Raw genomic sequence first — 17089 nt, 5'->3', positions numbered from 1 at the left:
ATCCATCACATCCGAAGAATCTCGATTGCTTCCTCTGCCGACCGCCCTTCATGGATGATCAGCGCGGCGGCACGGATCAGGCGGTCAGGCGCCGCATGCTGGAAGGCGTTTCGCCCGATCGATATACCGGCGGCACCCCCCTCCATCGCGCCTTCCACCAGGTCGAGGATCGCCCGCTCGTCGGTCTTTGAGCCTCCGGCGACCACGACCGGCACCGGACAGCCTTCCGTCACCTCGCGGAACGAGTCCGCGTCTCCGGTGTAGACGGTCTTGACGATATCGGCGCCGAGCTCCGCCGCCACTCGTGCCGAGAGTTTGACGCTCTCAAGGTCGTGCTCGTCGATAACCTTCCTGCCCCGCGGGTACATCATCGCGAGAAGCGGCATTCCCCACTCCATGCACGCGACCGCGACACTGCCCAGGTCTTCAAGCATCCGTGCCTCGGAGTCTGCACCGACGTTGATATGCACCGAGACGCCATCGGCGCCCATCTTTAAGGCGTTCGTGACGGTGTTCACGAGCACCTTGTCGTTCGGGTCCGGGCCGATGCTGGTGCTCGCCGAGAGGTGCATGATGAGGCCGACGTCCCGCCCATGCCCCCGGTGTCCGTGCAGCGCAAGCCCCACATGACCGATCACCGCGTTTGCTCCGCCCTCGGCGACGAGGTCGATGGTCTTTCCGACGTCAACCAGCCCCGGGATGGGCCCGAGCGTCACGCCGTGGTCGAGCGGCACGATGATGGTCCTGCCGGTATTCCGATCCATAATACGTTCCAGACGAATCTCTTTTCCTCTCATAACCATGGTCCTCCCGGATCTCAGTGATGCAATCTCCGGGAATGATTCAAAACGGGGTAAAATAGCGATAGAATGCTGCCGCTCCGTCATCATGGGTGGCGGCGGTCAAAAACTGACAGGTTGCTTCTGCGGAGGCGGTTACTTCGTTAGCCGAGGTAAAAACGTTCACCGGCGAAAAAACATTCACCACGCATTGGGTATATCGTTATGCTTTCTTGTATAAAAGCGTGCCGGATTGCCGCGCAAGAGATTGATCCGGGACACAGGGTGAGTACCCCGGGGAAAAAAGTATGGTGAAGACTTACTTCCGGCTTTTCTTGAAGGATATAACGTCGCCGACGGTCATGGTCACCCGTCCCGGACCGCCTGTGGAGGTGCTGTCTTCGCCCGAATCAATCAGTCTGATATTGAGGGCTCTCTCAAGCTTCCGCCGGACATCGTCTTCGGGGATGAGGTCTCCCTTCTCGATCTTCTTGACCAGGATCTCACGCTCCTTGATCGCCTGCGCGAGGTCGAGCGTGGACCACTCCTTCTCCTCACGGGCGACCCGGATCCGGTCGGCGTAATCATCGACGAGATCTCCTTCCATCAGATCAAAGACGTCTCGCGGCTTCCTTCGGGTCGGTGGGGCGGCGAACCCCGGCTTCTTCTGCTGAACACCTTTTCGTCGTGGTTGCTGGACTTCTGTACCATGTTTTGCACATCGAACGCAGACACAGAGTTCTGCACCTTCGATCTGGATGATTTTTGACGGGCCCTGGATAGAAGCGCCGCATAGTTCACACTGCATAAGTCTCGCAAACAACTTTATATTCATTTTAACCTATATAATTATTCGAGGAGACCTATGGGAGATATCGCTCGGCAGGCACCAGAGAAGGATACCGGTGAAGACATCTACCAGTATCTCCTGGAACGGATTACGAACCTCGAAAACCGAAACCTGGAGCTACGCGAACAATTTCGCCAGATGGAGTCCGAGAAACGATACGTTGAAACCCAGAAGATCCGCTACGAGCGCGAGCTCCGAAAACTCAAGAGTGAGATCGAACAGCTCCGAAGCCCTCCTCTCGTGATCGGGACTGTTACGGACGTGATCGACAACAGCCGGGTGATTGTGCGAAGCAGTGCAGGACCGCGGTTTTTAGTCCGGACATCGCAACTGATCGACCCCGATCTCCTCAAACCGGGGGTCCGGTGCACGCTCAACCAGCAATCTCTCGCCATTGTGGATGTGCTCCCCACGAGCTACGACGCGCAGATTTACGGCATGGAACTGGTTGAGTCTCCAGATGAGACTTATGAGAATATCGGCGGCCTTGAGCCGCAGATCGAGGAGGTCAGGGAAGCGGTCGAACTCCCCCTGACAAAGCCGCACCTCTTTGAGAAGGTCGGTATCGCCCCGCCAAAGGGTGTGCTCCTCTACGGGCCGCCCGGCACGGGGAAGACGCTCCTCGCACGGGCAGTGGCCCACCAGACAAACGCGCACTTCCTCCGCGTGGTCGGTTCAGAACTGGTGCAGAAGTACATCGGCGAAGGGGCACGCCTGGTCAGGGAACTCTTCGATCTCGCGAAACAGAGGGCGCCGTCGATCATCTTCATCGACGAGATCGATGCGATTGGCGCGCACCGGAACGACTCGACGACATCGGGAGACCGTGAAGTCCAGCGGACGCTGATGCAGCTCCTTGCAGAGATGGACGGGTTTGACAACCGCGGGGACGTCAAGATCATCGCTGCAACGAACCGGATCGATATCCTCGACCGCGCCCTCCTCCGCCCGGGCCGGTTCGACCGGATGATTGAGATCCCGCTCCCCGACCACGAAGGAAGGCTTGCCATCTTGAAGATTCACACCCTGCACATGAGCCTTGCTGAGGATGTCAACCTTGCAGAGGTGTCCCGGCTGACGGAAGGCAAGAACGGTGCCGACCTCCGGGCGATATGCATGGAAGCGGGGATGTTTGCCATCAGGATGGAGCACGAGACGGTCAGCCACGAAGATTTCCTGAAGGCGATCGACAAACTCTCGGTGGACTTCGACCGGCACCACTTCCACACCACCTTCGGCGAGATGTTCGCCTGAAGGTTGCCTTTTTTTGGCTCCTGAACCCATTTTCGGGTCTTCACCCCTGCCTCCCGGCGGGTTGGTGCCTGGCTCGGCCCTGTCCTCTCAGGTATGCCCGCATCAACAAGGCCCTTTCTGAATGCCGGGTTGTTGAACCGTAGTCAGATGCTCTGCCGTGAACGCCTCTCTCACTGCCGAAAGCCGCTCCGGGGCAAGATCGCTCGCGAGGAGGCCGAAGACCACGCGGTCGTAATACTCACCCCCGGCATGCCAGTAGTGCCGCTGAACGCCCTCCAGGACAAAGCCGCACTTCTCCATCACCCGCCGTGATGCCGTATTGTCGGCAACGGCGTCGCCGTTCAGCCGGTAACCCTCGAGCACGATGAACGCGATGTAGACTAAGAAGGTGCAGGCCAGGGTTCCGTAGCCTCTTCCCCAGTATGGGTCGTCGAGCTGGTAGCCGATCAGGTAGGATCCCGGGCTGAAGTCGACCGGGAGGAGTGCGCACTGCCCGACGAACTCCCCGGAGTGCTTCAATCGTATTGTGAAGATGTGATTTTTCGGCGTCTTCCCCTCCGCGAGCGCCGCCTGCATCTCCTCGATCAGGGGGAGGAAATAGGACCGGGTGGCCTCATCGGTATTCGGCCCGAAGAACAGCCACCTGCAGACCGACTCCTTCGCGAGCATCCGGGATATCCCGGGAAGGTCACGCTCGGTGCAGCAGGAGAATCTCAGATCCCCGCCAATCCAACTCTGTTGCATGCAGTAGTCTTCGATTCCCCCTCATATAAGGAAGGGAGTCCCGAAATAAGGAGATGCGGTCCCGGCGGATAGTGCAGGTGTATCCGCCTACCCGGTCGGATACTCTTCTTTCGTGCACCAGACCTCGAGCAGTGTGTCGTCGGGTTCGGTCCGGTCGGCATATGCCTCCGGCGTCGTGCCCTCGTCCATCCATATAGTATCGAGCATGTGGTCCCCTGCGATCCGGTAGAGGCAGCGGTATCTCCACGGCGACACCGGCTTCACGTCCCGCTCGTAGATCTGCCGGGCAAGCCCGGACGAGCAGAATATGCCCTCCTCGGGCTCGAAGAGAACCTCCTCGACGTATCGCTGGATGTACCACCGGAGCTCGGAGACAAGGGCGAGTGCACTCCCGAGCGATGCCGTCCGGATGCGCATGCCGTATCGGAGCCGGTCAGGCTGATAAAAACGAAGAACGCCTCTGCTGGTCTCGGACTTGAGCAGGGTGGCGTAGAGGTCAACCCCCTCCGGCTGAATGAGGAGGACATTCATAGTATATCTGGTGGGCCGGAGGGATCTATAAGGTTTCCCCTTAAAATCCCGAACAGAAAGGTCTCGGAAGCCGCATCGGCCAGGGTCGGCCGGATATCCGGCAAAGCGCTTTGCGGCATGCGTTCCGGCAAAAAGATAGGAATCGGAGGGATCTCCGTCAGATATACATGCGGCTGTCGGGCGCCGCCACCTCGCGCTTCACCTTTTTGACCGCGAGAAGGAAATCTTCCTGGTCGACGGCATCGGCGTCCCGCCGGATCGCCATCATACCGGCCTCCCGGCAGATCGCCTGGAGTTCCGCGCCGGTGGTGTTCCCGGCGAGTTTCGCGAGTTCGGGAAGGTCCACGTTCCCGGAGAGCGTCATCTTCGCGGTGTGGATCTTCAGGATCTCGAGGCGTGCTCCGTCGTCGGGCAGCGGGACCTGGATGATCCGGTCGAACCGGCCGGGGCGGAGGAGAGCCGGGTCCAGCATATCGATCCGGTTGGTCGCCGCCATGATCCGGATATTGCCCCGGTTGCCGAAGCCATCCATCTCCGCGAGGAGCTGCATCAGCGTCCGCTGGACCTCGGCGCTGCCTGAGGTCCCATCGTTGGTGCGCATGCTCCCGATCGCATCGATCTCATCGATGAAGACGATCGCCGGAGCCCGCTCCCGGGCAAGGACAAAGAGCTCCCGCACGAGCTGCGCGCCCTCCCCGATGTACTTGTGGACGAGCTCGCTCCCGGACATCCTGATGAACCGGGCCTTCGACTGGCGGGCAACCGCCTTTGCGATCAGGGTCTTCCCCGTGCCGGGCGGCCCGTAGAGGAGGATGCCCTTCGGCGGTTCGACGCCCACGCGCTCGTAGATCTCGGGCTTCGTGAGCGGGTACTCGACGGCTTCCCGGACCTCTTCGATCTCTTCCTTCAGGCCCCCGATCTGCTCGAACGTCACGCTCGGCTGTTCGTCAAGCTCCATGACCCTGACCCTTGCATCATATATATTGCCGATCGTCTTGACGATGGAGAGGGTGTTGTTCACCGCCACCTTCATCCCGGGCTTGAGGGTGCGGTGGAGTTTCTCGTTGACCGCGGTGACGTATTCCTGATTGTTGCCCTGCTGCCGGAGATACACTTCGCCGTTTTCAAGCACATCGACCACAGCGGCAACAAACAGCGGCACCCGTTTCAACTGAGCGTTCTCTTTTCTGAGCTGCAGGAGTTCCTTCTCCAGCAACTCATTTTTCAGTTTGTAATCCAGGATCTGCGCCTTCAAATCCTGGATCTGGAGGGTGAGCATATCGTGCTCGCTGCCAGGAGTGTTGCCAATGGTTTCGTCCATGTTACTCATATAGTTGGATCTCCAACCACTTTATAGTGTGGTGGCAGTGATTATGCAAGGCAGAAGCATATCGAAGGGTATTGCAAACGGAGAACTCCTCATTTCGCCAGAACCCATATCGTTCCTCTCGGGCGTCGACCCTGAGACCGGGACCGTCGTGGAGCACGGACATCCGCTTGAAGGCCAATCCATCGCCGGGCGCGTGCTGGCCTTCCCGTACGGGAAGGGATCGACGGTCGGGTCCTACGTCATCTACGCGTTAAAGCAGAACGGTCTCGCCCCCGCGGCGATCATCAACACCGAGGCCGAACCGATCATCGCGGTCGGGGCGATCATCGCCGGGATTCCCATGGTCGACCGCCTCCCGCCGGAGTTTTCCCGCCTCCCGTCCGGTACCCTGGTGACGGTGAACGGGGACACGGGTGAGGTGTCCTGCGACGAGACCGGGTGAGGAGCACCGTGGAGACCTACTACGATATCCTGGACGTCCCGCCGGACGCCGCGGTTGACGAGATACGGGCGGCATACCGGAGGCTTGCAAAGCAGTACCACCCGGACGTCAACTCCGACCCGGACGCAAGCGAGCGGTTCATCGCCATCCAGCAGGCGTACGAGACACTGATCGACCCCGATGCCCGGGCGCGCTACGACCTCGCCCTCCAGAGCGGTAACACCTCAGGGCCGCATGACCCGTTCCAGTGGTATCGCCCCGGCGGGCAGACGAGCTGGGCGCCGGGATTCTCGTGGCAGGGACAGGTGCCGAGATCGGGGATGGGCCGGGTCGGCGTTATCGCCCTCCTCTTCGTTGGCGGCATCCTGATCGTCCTCATGCTCATGCTCTCGCTCATCTTCCGTGTTGCCGCGGGGAGCAGGCGGCGGCAGGACTCGTAGGACGCATCTGGCGGAGGATAATCCAGTCGGGAGAGCCTGCACCTGCGGCAGACCGGATCACGGGAAACCTTATCAGATGAAACCACCTTCGTGCAGGGTGGCTACCCCTGAGTGAGCGTGATCCACATGGAGAAAGTGAAGCGATACCGGTGCAAGTACTGCAATTACATCTACTCTCCGTTGCGGGGAGAGCCGCACCGCGGCATCCCGGCAGGTACCGCGTTTGAGGACCTGCCGGAGGACTACATATGCCCGGTCTGCGGTGCGACCGGGAAAGGGCCAATCGGTGCATGGGGATTCGAGCCCTGGATGCCGACAAGGTACGTCTGCAAGATCTGCGGCTACGTGTATGACAAAAAGCGCGGCGAACCGCTCCGGGGCTACCCGAAAGGCACTGCGTTCGAGGACCTGCCGGAGGACTATACCTGCCCGGTCTGCGGGATGGACGAGAGGATCACAAGTTTCCACGGACCGGTCGGCAAGTCGCAATTTGACCCCATCCTGGATGTCTGACCGGTGGAGGGTGGTTCAACCCACCTCTCTTCCGGGCTCTTCATACCTCTTCATGCCGACCTATGCCCCGGCATGGTGCATGGGTTTGCGGCGCCTGTTTATATTCCGATAACCTGCTGCCATCAAAACCCATCTGCCCGCACAAACCGGTCTTTTCAAATAATGGTTTGAGCATCGATCTTAGCAAACAACGGTTCCCTCCTCTGGAGGCAACAGATCGCAAGAATATAACACTGAATAACCTCATAGGTAACGAGCAGCGGCAGATGGTATCGAATGGACTTCTTCGGTAATATTCTGGGTCAGGGGAAGAATGCAAACCCCTCGATAAAGCAGGGAACCTCTCAGTTCGAGGCCGGGAACTACAACGAGGCGGTGAAGAGTTTCGAGAAAGCGCTCAAGATCGATCCGGAAAACGGCTCTTTATGGTTATGTATGGGCCAGGCGCTCGCCTGCCTCGGCAGGGATACTGAAGCCGCAGAGTGGCTGAGAAAGGCTCTCGAGTCCTCCCCCGGCGATGCCGGGATACTGCGGGAACTGGGGCACACTCTCGCCCGGGCCGGCAACTACGAGGAGGCGGCCGGGTGCTTCGCCGCGATCGTCGAAGGAAGACCTGATGACACGAACGCCTCATACTGGCACGGAGAGATGCTTGAGAGGCTCGGCCGGTATGCCGACGCGGCAGCAGCCTACAGGCGAGCACTGGATGGGGACCCGAAGAACCCCGTCCTCCAGGAAAAACTCGGAAGGATATTCGAGCGAACCGGGAACTACCGGGAAGCGGCAGGCTGTTTTGAGCGGATCATCCGTTCGGACCCCGGCAACACCGATGCGCTCGCAAAAAAAGGCAGCGCTCTCCTGTATCAGGGAGACTACCCCGAAGCCGTCGAGACGTTCAGCCGGGTGCTCGACGCGGAGCCTCACAACCTCGATGCTCTCTACGGCAAAGCCCGGGCGCTTGAGCATCTCGGCCGGTTCCAGGACGCCGCCGTCTGCTACGGCAAGATCACCACCGTCCAGCCCGAAAACACGCCTGTCTGGTATCTCCACGGTTCACTCCTTCTTCGGGCGGGAGAGTATCCCGCAGCGATGGAATGTTTTGATAAGGTCGCCCTCGCCGACCCGGACCATGTTCCGGTACGCTACTCCATGGGACTGGTCTACAGCACGCTCGGCCGGTATGACCGGGCGGTCAAGAGCTTCGACCATATCCTGAAGCACGACCAGGGCCAGGTCCACGTGTGGTACGCCCGCGGCATGGCCCTCTTCCACCTCGGCCAGTACGCCGAGGCGGTCCGGTCGTTCGACCGTGTGCTTGAGAACCGGGCGATGGCCGGGATGAAATGGATCGGGAGCAGTGCCAACCTTGCTCTCTTTGAGAGAGATGGGACTGAGGCACCCCTGACACAGAAGCCGTCGATCTCCGATGCCCTGAACAGGGCCGTCCTGAACTTCCGGGGGATTGCGCTGCTCCACCTCGGCCGGTATGCAGAGGCGCAGAAGGACTTCGAGCAGGTTCTCGATCTCGATCCCGAAATCATCTCCATACTGCAGCAGAGCAGCACCGCACTCATCCATCTCGGCAGGTACGACGAGGCCAACCGCTGCCTTGATGCGGTTCTTGAGAAAGAGCCGCATAACATAGTCGCCCTCTCAATGAAAGTGGACGTCCTCGAGAACCTCGGCAGGTACGGCGATCTGCTGGCGTGCCTTGACCGGATATTCGACACCGGCGGGGAAGAACCCCATCTCCTGCACCGGAAGGGGGAGGCCCTGATGCGCCTCTCCCGGTATGCGGAGGCCGCGGAGACGTTCGAGGTCCTCCTCGGGACCAACCCGGGGGATACAGAAGCGGCGAAGTGCCGGGGAGATGCGCTCATGCGCCTCGGGGAGTACGAAACGGCGCTCGCCTGCTTCAACCGGGCGCTTGAGGCATCCCCGGCCGACAGGGTCGCCCTGCTCGGTCGGAGCGCGGCGCTTGAGCGCCTGGGGCGGTATGCCGAGGCGCTCGAGTCCGCCAACCGGGTAGTGGGGGCGGGTCCCGGAGAGACCGAGCTGCTTGCCCGGAAAGCGCGGATCCTTGAAGGGCTCGGACGGTATGCGGAGGCTGCCGACTGCTATGAAGCGCTTCTTGCAGCGGACCCGGACGCCGCGGGATACCTCCTGAACCTCGGGATCACTCTCGCCACACTCGGGCGATACGAGGAGGCGGCCGGGCGCTTCAAGCAGGTCATCGAGGCCGACCCGGGTGACCTCTCTGCATGGCTGAACCGGGGCCGGGCCCTGGAGAGGATGGAGCAATACGCCGATGCAGCGGAGTGTTATGCAAAAGTGACCGCCGCACGCCCGGGAGATGCCGGTGCCAGATTCGCGCTCGCCGCCGCGCTCGCACGGCTCGGGAGGCACCAGGAGGCGATCGAGTCCTGCGACAGGGTGCTCGCCTCCGACGCCTCGAATGCAGCGGTCATAAAGATCCGGGCGGATATGCTCAAAGCCGTCGGCAGGCATGCAGAGGCGGCGAGCGCATACAAGCATTACCTGGAGATCTCACCCAACGACCGCGACGCGCGGATGGCATTCGGGATGGCGCTTGAGAAGGGCGGCATGTTTGACGATGCAATCCGGCAGTATGCGCTGGTGCTCGAGCATGATGAGCATGACATCGAGGCCTGGTACACCCTCGAGAGCGCCCTTCTTCACATGGGGCGGTATGAGGAGGCACTGGAGTGCTCCAACGGCATCATCGAGGCCAACCCGGAGAACCAGGCTGCCTGGCAGCGGCGTGGGGAGATCTGTATGTGGGTAGGCCACTACGCCGATGCCGTCGACTGCTTTGAGAAGGTGCTCAAGACCGATCCGACCGATATCCTCACCCTGCAAAGACTCGGGGAGGCGTACGAGAAGGCCGGCAGGTATGAGGATGCTCTTACCACCTACACGCAGGCGCTCGACCGGGAGCCGACGAGCATCGAGACCCTCCATGCCCGCACATCGGCCCTCGTCCACCTCGGCCGTTACGATGAAGCGGTCAGAACGATCGATAGAATCCTCGTTCTCCAGGCTGACAACCCCGCCGCGCTCTTCATGCGGGGGGCGGTGCTTGAGAAGGTGGGCAGGTACGGCGACGCCCTGACCAGTTACGAGAAGGCGCTCTCGGTCAACCCGAAGAACGCGGCCATCTGGAACACTACCGGGGTGCTCATGGATACGCTCGGACGGCATGCCGATGCTGTCCGGGCGTTCGATACGGCAATCGGGCTCGGGAACCCCGACACGCACGCCTGGCTATGCAAAGGAATCGCTCTTGGCCACCTGGGCAGACACGACCAGGCAGCCGCCTGTTTCGACAGCGTCCTCGCAACGGATCCTCACCATGCCCGGGCATGGTACCTGAAAGGGAGAGCGCTTGACCGGCAGGGCAAGTTTGCCGAAGCGGTGGAGTGCTTCAGAAAGGCGCTTGAGAGCGAGGGGGAACCATGAGAAGGGTGCAGGGCATCCTGCTGATCACGGGCATCCTCGCGCTCCTGGTCTTCAGTGCGGGCTGCACGGGAAGCGGAGGCGAAACAGTCCAGGTGAAACCCGGGGATACCGTGAAGGTCCACTATACCGGCACCTTCGAGAACGGGACGGTCTTTGACACCTCCAGTGGGGGCGAACCGCTCGAGTTTACCGTCGGTGGCGGCAGGGTGATCCCCGGGTTCGATGCGGGTGTTCTCGGGATGCGGGTAGGCGAGACAAAGACCGTTCATATCCCTGCCGATCAGGCATACGGGCCATACCGGGAGGAACTCGTCTTTGTGGCCGACCCGGCCGGGATCTCCGGTGGGGAGAACCTGACTGTCGGCGATCAGGTTGCGATAACCCTGCCGGACGGGCGGGTGATCCCCGGAAAGGTTACCAATCTCTCGCCCGGCGCGGTAACCCTCGACGCAAACCATCGCCTTGCGGGCGAAGACCTCACATTCGTCATCAGTCTCGTTGAGATCCAGTGAGTTACTCTTTTTTCACATCTCCGGCAGGCATCGGGGTGACGAGCACTTTATCGACCCGGTGACCGTCCATATCAAGAACCTCAAACTGGAGATTGTTCCAGGTGAACCGATCCCCGGTGTTCGGTGTGCGCTCCAGGTACATCATCACGAACCCTCCGAGCGTCTGGTAATATCCGCGTCCCTCCCCGGGCAGGGTGCCCACGCCAAGGAGATCATGAAATTCGTCGACCGGGAGCAATCCGTCAAGAAGCCATGACCCGTCTTCACGGTGAATCGCCGTGCCCTCAGGCGGGTACTCCGTCGACGGGATATCCCCGACAATCGACTCCATGATGTCGTGGATGGTGACTACCCCCTGAATGCTTCCGTACTCGTCGGTGACAAGGGCGATCCGTGCTCGGGAGGTCTTGAACCTCTCAAGGACGGCGAGAGCGAGGACGCTCTCGGGCACGAAGAGAGCGGGTTCAATCGCCTTTGAGAGGTCAGGGGATTCGCCCGAGATCATCCGTGCCCAGAGGTTGCGGACCGAGACGACCCCGAGCAGGTTGTCCAGGTGCTCGCGATAGACAGGGAAGTAGATGTGTCCCGACTCCACCATCTTCTGCCAGTTCTCTTCGAGAGGGTCCTCCACGTCCACGGCAACGATGTCGGGCCGCGGGGTCATCAGCACGCTGACCCTCCGGTCGCCGAGGCGAAAGACACTCTCCACCATATCCTGTTCCGCCTCCTGAAAGACGCCTGCCCGGGTGGCCTGCCCGATCAGGACCCGGACATCCTCCTCGGTGACCTCGGGGCCCGAAGGCTGCCGCACTCCGAGCGCCATGAGAACCCCCTCGGTCGATATGCTCAGCACCCGGATGAGGGGCGCGGCGGCTATGGAGAGGAGGCGTATCGGGCGCGAGACAAGGCGGGCAATCCGGTCGGCGTTGTTCATGGCCAACCGTTTCGGCACCAGTTCACCGATCACGAGCGTCAAGTAGGTGATGACGGCGACGACGAGAACGCCTGCCAACGGGCCGCTGTAGGGAGCAAGCAGGGGGATGTCTGCGAGGACTTCCGCAAGAGGGCCCGCAAGCGTTGCCCCGCCGTAGGCACCGTTCACGATCCCGACGACGGTGATGCCGACCTGGATCGTGGAGAGGAACTGCGTCGGTTCGTTTGCAAGTTCGAGGGCGGCGGCAGCCCCGGCATCGCCTTCATCGGCCTTCTTCTGCAGGCGTGTCGTCTTTGCAGAGACGAGCGCAAACTCCGCCATCGAGAAGAATCCATTTGCAAGGATCAGGAGGACGATGATCGCGATATCGGTGGCGACGGGCATGGTAGTATTTTAACTACAAGGATTCTTAAACCTGCGGGATTCGCGGCGAGCGAGAGCAGACCTCTTCAGGCGACGAACCTGGGAAACGTTTATCTCTCTTCATGACCGGTGTCTCACCCGGTGAACTGCGATGGTCGAGATCGGCGAACAGGCTCAGGATTTTGCGATACCGGACCAGGACGGAAACAGCGTCCGGCTCTCGGGCTTTCCGGGGAAGCGGGTTGTCCTCTCGTTCCACCCGCTGGCCTGGACCAGCATCTGCGCCAGGCAGATGGAGGCGCTCGAGGCGAACAAGGAGGCATTCGACGCCCTTGATGCCGTTGCTCTCGGGATCAGCGTGGACTCGGTCCCCTGCAAGCGGGCGTGGGCGGAGAGCCTTGGTATCAAGAAGACCCGGATCCTCGCGGACTTCTGGCCACACGGCGAGGTGGCGCAGATGTACGACGTCTTCGACAGTGTGAAGGGCTATTCCCGGCGGGCGAACATCGTCGTCGACGAGTTTTTGCGGATCATATTTGTCGGGGAGTACCTGGTGACGACGGTACCTGATATGCAGGACGTCCTCGACGTCCTCCAGGCGCAGGAGAAGAGCAGGCAGGCTGAAGAACAGGTTCCGGAGATATAGCCGGCCGCCGATGCCTGGAGGCTCACCCTGTGACCAGGAAGAAACTGCCGGCCAGCGTGATCAGCAGGACCGCCGGGACGCAGTAGCGGATGAGCGCCATATAGACAGTCTGCTGCCATCCGCAGCCGCCGATCTCCGCGCAGATCCGGGAGCGGCCGACGAACCATCCTCCCACGACGCTCAGGATCAGTCCTGCCACGATGAGGCCGATCGTTCCGAAGACGTAGTCGGCGAGGTCGAGGACCGGCGTTCCGAAGAACGCGAGATCAAGAGCGGTGTAACTGAGGGCGGACGGAAGCCCGATGAGCATGACTGCAATGAAGACGAGGAGCGTCGCCCGTCTCCGCGAGTAGCCGTAGGTATCGATCATCGTCGCCACCGGGACCTCGAGCATGGATATCGCGGAGGTGAGCGCCGCAACAAAGAGCATCGTAAAAAAGAGCGTCCCGAGCAGCATCCCGAACTGGATATCCGCAAAGGCAGAGGGCAGGGTGACGAAGACGAGGTTCACCCCGGCCGCGGGATCGAGGCCGGCGGTGAAGACCAGGGGAAAGATCATGAGCCCGGCAAGGACCGCGATCAGCATATCGGCGGCTGCGATGATGGAGGCGCTCTTAAAAAGGCTCCCTCCACGGAGATAACTCCCGTAGGTGAGCAGAATCCCCATCCCCACCGAGAGCGAGAAGAAGGCCTGCCCGAAGGCCGCGATCCAGACAGTCGGGTCGGTCAGCCGTGAGTAGTCAGGGGAGAGGTAGAACCTGATCCCCTCACCCGCACCGGGCTCCGTGAGCGAGACGACGACGAGGATGAGGAGGATCACAATGAGAATCGGGATGAGAAAACGGGAACTCCTCTCGATTCCTTCCCGGACCCCGGATCGCACCGTCACAAAGACTGCGAGCCCGGAGATGAGATAGAAGATGAGCGGGAGGTAGGAGTCGGTGAATGCACCAAACTCCACCGGCCGGTTGAGGACAAAGAAGAGCGCATACGCAAGCACCCAGCTCGCGATCACGAGGTAGTAGCCGAGGATCAGGGTGACGACGGCGACGATCGCAAGACCCAGAAAGGCGAAGCGTTGCCGGATCGACTGGAACGTGGAGACGACCGAGGTCGCGGCGGAGCGGCCGATGGCGAACTCCAGGATCATCAGAGGGAGGCCGAAGAGGAGGACAGAGATCAGGTACGGGATCAGGAACGCTCCGCCGCCGTTGGCGCCGACGACGTAGGGGAACCGCCATATGTTCCCGATGCCCACCGCGGACCCGATGCTCGCAAGGATAAAACCCGCCATCGACGACCATTGTTCTCTCTCCATACCTCTCACCTTCCGGGACCAGTTTCGTCGTGTAGGATGGTACTCCGCCTTAATATGCATACCCGCCCGGGTCCGGCGGCAGGTTTTGCCAGGGTATTGACCAGTGCACTTTTGTAGAGAGGCACCCATACGGCTGCAGTTAGAGGCAGCATGAGCGTCAGTTCCGGAACGCTACCCGGTGGAGGGAGGAGAGGGTGAGCGGCCAATACCCGTTCCTCATCTCAATCCCCCACGCCGGCACCCGGGTTCCACCCGAACTCTATGGTCGCGTCAACCTCTCGCGAGAGGAGATCGTCTCCAACAGCGACCCTCATACCCACCTCCTCTACGGGTTCGGCGACAGGGCGGCGGCCCTGGTCGATTTTGAGATCTCCCGGGTCTTCGTCGACACCAACCGGCCACCCTACGATTACCCGCCGCGGGCCCAGGACGGCGTGGTCAAGGTCATCACGCAGGACGGGACCCCGGTATTCCGGAAGGGGCAGGTGCCCGGCAAAGAGGTGGTAGGGGTCCTCCTGAAGAAGTATTACTACCCGTTCCACGAACGGCTGACCGCGGCGCTCGATACGCTGCCGATCGAGATCGCCTTCGACTGCCACAGCATGCTGCCGAGATCACCGCCGGTCCGGGTGGATTCCGGACGGGAGCGGCCAATCTTCTGCCTGAGCAACCGGGGAGACCGGAACGGGAGACCGAGATCAGCAGGCGGTCTTGTGACCTGCCCGCCGGAGTGGCTCCAGGCGCTCGCCCGCTCGTTTCAGGCTGAGTTCGACGGAGAGGGAAAGGTTGCCATGAACGACCCCTTCCGGGGCGGGTTCATATCGGTGGCACACTACCGGCACAGAAGGATACCCTGGGTCCAGGTCGAGATCAGCCGCGGCCTCTACGAGACAGAAGGCCACGTGGCCGATGAGGCACGTCTCGTGGAACTCCGGGAGAGGATCTTTGCCTCCCTTGCCGACTTCTGGGATGGAGTCTCAGGATAAGAGGTACTCCCGGGATCGAGCCATATATCGCGTTTTTTCCGGGCCGAAGATACTATGCCGATAGAGCACCCACTTATATAGTGATGGATCGCCTGCACCTGATCCTCCAGCGTTACTTCGGGCATACGGCGTTTAACCCCTACCAGCGGGAGATTATAGAGGACCTTCTCGCCGGGCGCGACGTCCTTGCAGTGCTCGCGACCGGAGGGGGAAAGTCGCTCTGCTACCAGATTCCCGCGCTCGTCGGCGACGGTGTTGTGCTGGTGATATCGCCCCTCATTGCCCTGATGAAGGACCAGGTCGACGACCTGCAGGCCCGCGGAATCAGTGCAGAAGCGCTGAACTCTTCCGGGTCCTACACCGCGACACGCCGGATCCTCTCGGATCTTAACGAGGGGCTGGTCCAGATCCTCTACGTCTCGCCGGAGAAGGCGGTCGGCGACGACTTCCTCGACCTTATGGCGTCCCTTTCGGTCAGCCTGATCGCGGTCGACGAGGCGCACTGCATATCGATGTGGGGCCACCAGTTCCGCCCGGAGTACCGGTCGCTCGCGGTCCTCAAGGAGAGGTTCCCAAAGGTGCCGATGGTTGCCCTGACGGCGACCGCGACCCCGGACGTCCGCGACGACATCGCGCGGCAGCTCAATCTTTCGGACCCCACGGTCTATGTCGGGAGTTTTAACAGGGATAACCTCCGCTACACCGTCGTCCCGAAGGAGGAGGATGCGTACGAGCGGCTCCGGGCCTACATCAGGGGCCGGAGAGGGGACGCCGGGATTGTCTACGTCGCAACCCGGGAAGGGGTCGAGACGCTCGCGGCCAACCTTCAGACCGACGGCATACCTGCACTCCCCTATCACGCCGGTATGACGGCAGCCGCCCGGGCAGAGACGCAGGACCGGTTCATCGGCGGGACGACGCCGGTCGTCTGTGCGACGAGCGCGTTCGGCATGGGCATCGACAAACCGGATGTCCGGTTCGTCGTCCACTACGATATGCCAAAGACCCTCGAAGCCTACTACCAGGAGAGCGGTCGGGCGGGGAGGGACGGAAAGGAGAGCGACTGCATCCTCTTCTATAACGATAGCGATGCGCGACGCCTCCGATCGCTCATCGATCGTGACCTCCCATCTGAGTTCCAGCGCGAGGTTGCACGCTCGAAACTGCAGAGCATGGTGGACTACTGCACCACGACGAAGTGCCGGAGAAGAATGCTCCTCGGATACTTCGGGGAGCATTTCAACGCTCTTCCCTGCGGGGGCTGCGACGCCTGCGCCCCGCCCGGGATCGCTGCCGGCGTCCGGGAGGAGGGCCAGACCGGGAAGACCCGCCGCCGTTCAGGACAGCGAAAGCGCGGCACCACGCGCTCCGTTTCCGGCTGAGCCACCGGGTGCCGGTCCTCCCGCTCTCCATTCTCCGGGGAAACATCTATTATGTCGACAGCAGAATGAGCGCGCCGGGAGTTGTCATGCCAAAGAAATTAACCCGTTCGACGTCCGACCGGTGGGTTGCCGGGATATGTGGCGGTATTGGAGAGTATCTCGAGATTGACCCGAACGTCATCCGGGCGATCTGGGTCATCCTCACCGTGATCACGGGGTTCTTCCCCGGGATCGTCATCTACATCCTGCTCTGGCTCATCCTGCCGGAACAGGGGCAGGCGCGCCCGGTCGAGGCGACGGCCGAGGTATAATGGAGGATGGGGTGCGGTCGGGAGACTGTGCCCATTTTTTTTGTGGAGGGCAGGCAGCCGTACCGCTGGGTCTCTCGAGATGTGGAAGTAGGGGTGATGCGCATACTCAAGTGTCCTTGCTCACCCGTGCACGGCTTTCCAGTGATCATCCACCCGTGCACGGCTTCCCAGTGGATATCGCCATTGGGGAGGGGCTGAGGGGGGGGGGGGGGGGGGGGGGGGGGGGGGGGGGGGGGGGGGGGGGGGGGGGGGGGGGGGGGGGGGGGGGGGGGGG

Annotated in this window: 17 protein-coding genes; 10 read left to right on the top strand and 7 right to left on the bottom strand. The window is 61.5% G+C overall.

What is annotated here, in order from left to right:
* Positions 1–5: 5 nt before the first annotated feature.
* The gene (locus tag QZ650_RS04195; RefSeq protein WP_292521617.1) at positions 6–797 is read right to left on the bottom strand and encodes a 2-amino-3,7-dideoxy-D-threo-hept-6-ulosonate synthase; all 792 of its coding nucleotides are present in this window, start codon (positions 795–797) and stop codon (positions 6–8) included.
* 301 nt (positions 798–1098) lie between these two features.
* A complete protein-coding gene (locus QZ650_RS04190) occupies positions 1099–1587 on the bottom strand; it encodes a multiprotein bridging factor aMBF1 (RefSeq protein ID WP_292521619.1) in 489 nt (162 codons plus the stop codon).
* Between the two features lie 57 nt (positions 1588–1644).
* Between QZ650_RS04190 and QZ650_RS04185 the strand changes: the two genes are divergently transcribed.
* A complete protein-coding gene (locus QZ650_RS04185; protein ID WP_292521620.1) occupies positions 1645–2883 on the top strand; it encodes a proteasome-activating nucleotidase in 1239 nt (412 codons plus the stop codon).
* Positions 2884–2985: 102 nt separating this feature from the next.
* Here the strand turns inward: QZ650_RS04185 and QZ650_RS04180 are convergent, their stop codons facing one another.
* From QZ650_RS04180 to QZ650_RS04170, 3 genes are all read right to left on the bottom strand, one after another.
* Positions 2986–3627, bottom strand: coding sequence for a GNAT family N-acetyltransferase (locus tag QZ650_RS04180; protein WP_292521622.1), 642 nt, complete (start codon positions 3625–3627; stop codon positions 2986–2988).
* An 87-nt stretch (positions 3628–3714) separates the two neighbouring features.
* Complete coding sequence (locus QZ650_RS04175) at positions 3715–4158, bottom strand: DUF5804 family protein (RefSeq protein ID WP_292521624.1); 444 nt, start codon at positions 4156–4158, stop codon at positions 3715–3717.
* A 157-nt stretch (positions 4159–4315) separates the two neighbouring features.
* Positions 4316–5488 carry a proteasome-activating nucleotidase gene (locus QZ650_RS04170; RefSeq protein ID WP_292521626.1) on the bottom strand — a complete coding sequence of 391 codons (1173 nt, stop codon included), beginning with the start codon at positions 5486–5488 and terminating at the stop codon, positions 4316–4318.
* Positions 5489–5531: 43 nt separating this feature from the next.
* On the opposite strand from QZ650_RS04170, the gene QZ650_RS04165 reads away from it, so the two are divergent.
* The 5 genes from QZ650_RS04165 to QZ650_RS04145 all read left to right on the top strand — a co-directional run bounded on the left by QZ650_RS04165 (position 5532) and on the right by QZ650_RS04145 (position 10875).
* Positions 5532–5930: a DUF126 domain-containing protein gene (locus tag QZ650_RS04165; RefSeq protein ID WP_292521628.1), complete on the top strand. Its 399-nt coding sequence runs from the start codon at positions 5532–5534 to the stop codon at positions 5928–5930.
* A gap of 8 nt (positions 5931–5938) precedes the next feature.
* A complete protein-coding gene (locus QZ650_RS04160) occupies positions 5939–6370 on the top strand; it encodes a J domain-containing protein (protein WP_292521629.1) in 432 nt (143 codons plus the stop codon).
* 126 nt (positions 6371–6496) lie between these two features.
* Complete coding sequence (locus tag QZ650_RS04155) at positions 6497–6883, top strand: rubredoxin (protein ID WP_292521631.1); 387 nt, start codon at positions 6497–6499, stop codon at positions 6881–6883.
* A gap of 276 nt (positions 6884–7159) precedes the next feature.
* Positions 7160–10363, top strand: a complete 3204-nt coding sequence (locus tag QZ650_RS04150; protein WP_292521633.1) for a tetratricopeptide repeat protein — start codon at positions 7160–7162, stop codon at positions 10361–10363.
* Positions 10360–10875 carry a peptidylprolyl isomerase gene (locus QZ650_RS04145; protein WP_292521635.1) on the top strand — a complete coding sequence of 172 codons (516 nt, stop codon included), beginning with the start codon at positions 10360–10362 and terminating at the stop codon, positions 10873–10875. Before QZ650_RS04150 ends, QZ650_RS04145 begins: the two co-directional genes overlap by 4 nt.
* A 1-nt stretch (position 10876) precedes the next feature.
* Here QZ650_RS04145 and QZ650_RS04140 read toward each other — a convergent pair whose 3' ends face one another.
* A complete protein-coding gene (locus QZ650_RS04140; RefSeq protein WP_292521637.1) occupies positions 10877–12193 on the bottom strand; it encodes a hemolysin family protein in 1317 nt (438 codons plus the stop codon).
* 130 nt (positions 12194–12323) lie between these two features.
* Here QZ650_RS04140 and QZ650_RS04135 point away from each other — a divergent pair, with 130 nt between their 5' ends.
* Complete coding sequence (locus QZ650_RS04135) at positions 12324–12818, top strand: redoxin domain-containing protein (RefSeq protein ID WP_292521639.1); 495 nt, start codon at positions 12324–12326, stop codon at positions 12816–12818.
* Between the two features lie 22 nt (positions 12819–12840).
* Here QZ650_RS04135 and QZ650_RS04130 read toward each other — a convergent pair whose 3' ends face one another.
* Positions 12841–14136 (bottom strand): sodium-dependent transporter, encoded by a 1296-nt coding sequence (locus tag QZ650_RS04130; RefSeq protein WP_292521642.1) that lies wholly within the window; start codon positions 14134–14136, stop codon positions 12841–12843.
* Between the two features lie 194 nt (positions 14137–14330).
* On the opposite strand from QZ650_RS04130, the gene QZ650_RS04125 reads away from it, so the two are divergent.
* The 3 genes from QZ650_RS04125 (at position 14331) to QZ650_RS04115 (ending at position 16815) form a co-directional block, all read left to right on the top strand.
* Positions 14331–15122: an N-formylglutamate amidohydrolase gene (locus QZ650_RS04125; protein ID WP_292521644.1), complete on the top strand. Its 792-nt coding sequence runs from the start codon at positions 14331–14333 to the stop codon at positions 15120–15122.
* An 83-nt stretch (positions 15123–15205) separates the two neighbouring features.
* On the top strand, positions 15206–16504 hold the full coding sequence (locus QZ650_RS04120; RefSeq protein WP_292521646.1) for an ATP-dependent DNA helicase RecQ: 1299 nt from the start codon (positions 15206–15208) through the stop codon (positions 16502–16504).
* An 86-nt stretch (positions 16505–16590) separates the two neighbouring features.
* The gene (locus tag QZ650_RS04115; protein WP_292521648.1) at positions 16591–16815 is read left to right on the top strand and encodes a PspC domain-containing protein; all 225 of its coding nucleotides are present in this window, start codon (positions 16591–16593) and stop codon (positions 16813–16815) included.
* Positions 16816–17089 lie beyond the last annotated feature (274 nt).

Source organism: Methanoculleus sp., from assembly GCF_020696975.1.
Lineage (GTDB): Archaea > Halobacteriota > Methanomicrobia > Methanomicrobiales > Methanoculleaceae > Methanoculleus.
Note: the sequence above shows the minus strand (reverse complement) of the source record. Positions and strands in the feature narration are given on the sequence as shown.

Excerpts from the sequence above, each read along its gene's own strand:
- QZ650_RS04195 (WP_292521617.1), bottom strand. The coding sequence starts at position 797 with ATGAGAGGAAAAGAGATTCGTCTGGAACGTATTATGGATCGGAATACC.
- QZ650_RS04190 (WP_292521619.1), bottom strand. The coding sequence starts at position 1,587 with ATGCAGTGTGAACTATGCGGCGCTTCTATCCAGGGCCCGTCAAAAATC.
- QZ650_RS04185 (WP_292521620.1), top strand. The coding sequence starts at position 1,645 with ATGGGAGATATCGCTCGGCAGGCACCAGAGAAGGATACCGGTGAAGAC.
- QZ650_RS04180 (WP_292521622.1), bottom strand. The coding sequence starts at position 3,627 with ATGCAACAGAGTTGGATTGGCGGGGATCTGAGATTCTCCTGCTGCACC.
- QZ650_RS04175 (WP_292521624.1), bottom strand. The coding sequence starts at position 4,158 with ATGAATGTCCTCCTCATTCAGCCGGAGGGGGTTGACCTCTACGCCACC.
- QZ650_RS04170 (WP_292521626.1), bottom strand. The coding sequence starts at position 5,488 with ATGAGTAACATGGACGAAACCATTGGCAACACTCCTGGCAGCGAGCAC.
- QZ650_RS04165 (WP_292521628.1), top strand. The coding sequence starts at position 5,532 with ATGCAAGGCAGAAGCATATCGAAGGGTATTGCAAACGGAGAACTCCTC.
- QZ650_RS04155 (WP_292521631.1), top strand. The coding sequence starts at position 6,497 with ATGGAGAAAGTGAAGCGATACCGGTGCAAGTACTGCAATTACATCTAC.
- QZ650_RS04150 (WP_292521633.1), top strand. The coding sequence starts at position 7,160 with ATGGACTTCTTCGGTAATATTCTGGGTCAGGGGAAGAATGCAAACCCC.
- QZ650_RS04145 (WP_292521635.1), top strand. The coding sequence starts at position 10,360 with ATGAGAAGGGTGCAGGGCATCCTGCTGATCACGGGCATCCTCGCGCTC.
- QZ650_RS04140 (WP_292521637.1), bottom strand. The coding sequence starts at position 12,193 with ATGCCCGTCGCCACCGATATCGCGATCATCGTCCTCCTGATCCTTGCA.
- QZ650_RS04135 (WP_292521639.1), top strand. The coding sequence starts at position 12,324 with ATGGTCGAGATCGGCGAACAGGCTCAGGATTTTGCGATACCGGACCAG.
- QZ650_RS04130 (WP_292521642.1), bottom strand. The coding sequence starts at position 14,136 with ATGGAGAGAGAACAATGGTCGTCGATGGCGGGTTTTATCCTTGCGAGC.
- QZ650_RS04120 (WP_292521646.1), top strand. The coding sequence starts at position 15,206 with ATGGATCGCCTGCACCTGATCCTCCAGCGTTACTTCGGGCATACGGCG.
- QZ650_RS04115 (WP_292521648.1), top strand. The coding sequence starts at position 16,591 with ATGCCAAAGAAATTAACCCGTTCGACGTCCGACCGGTGGGTTGCCGGG.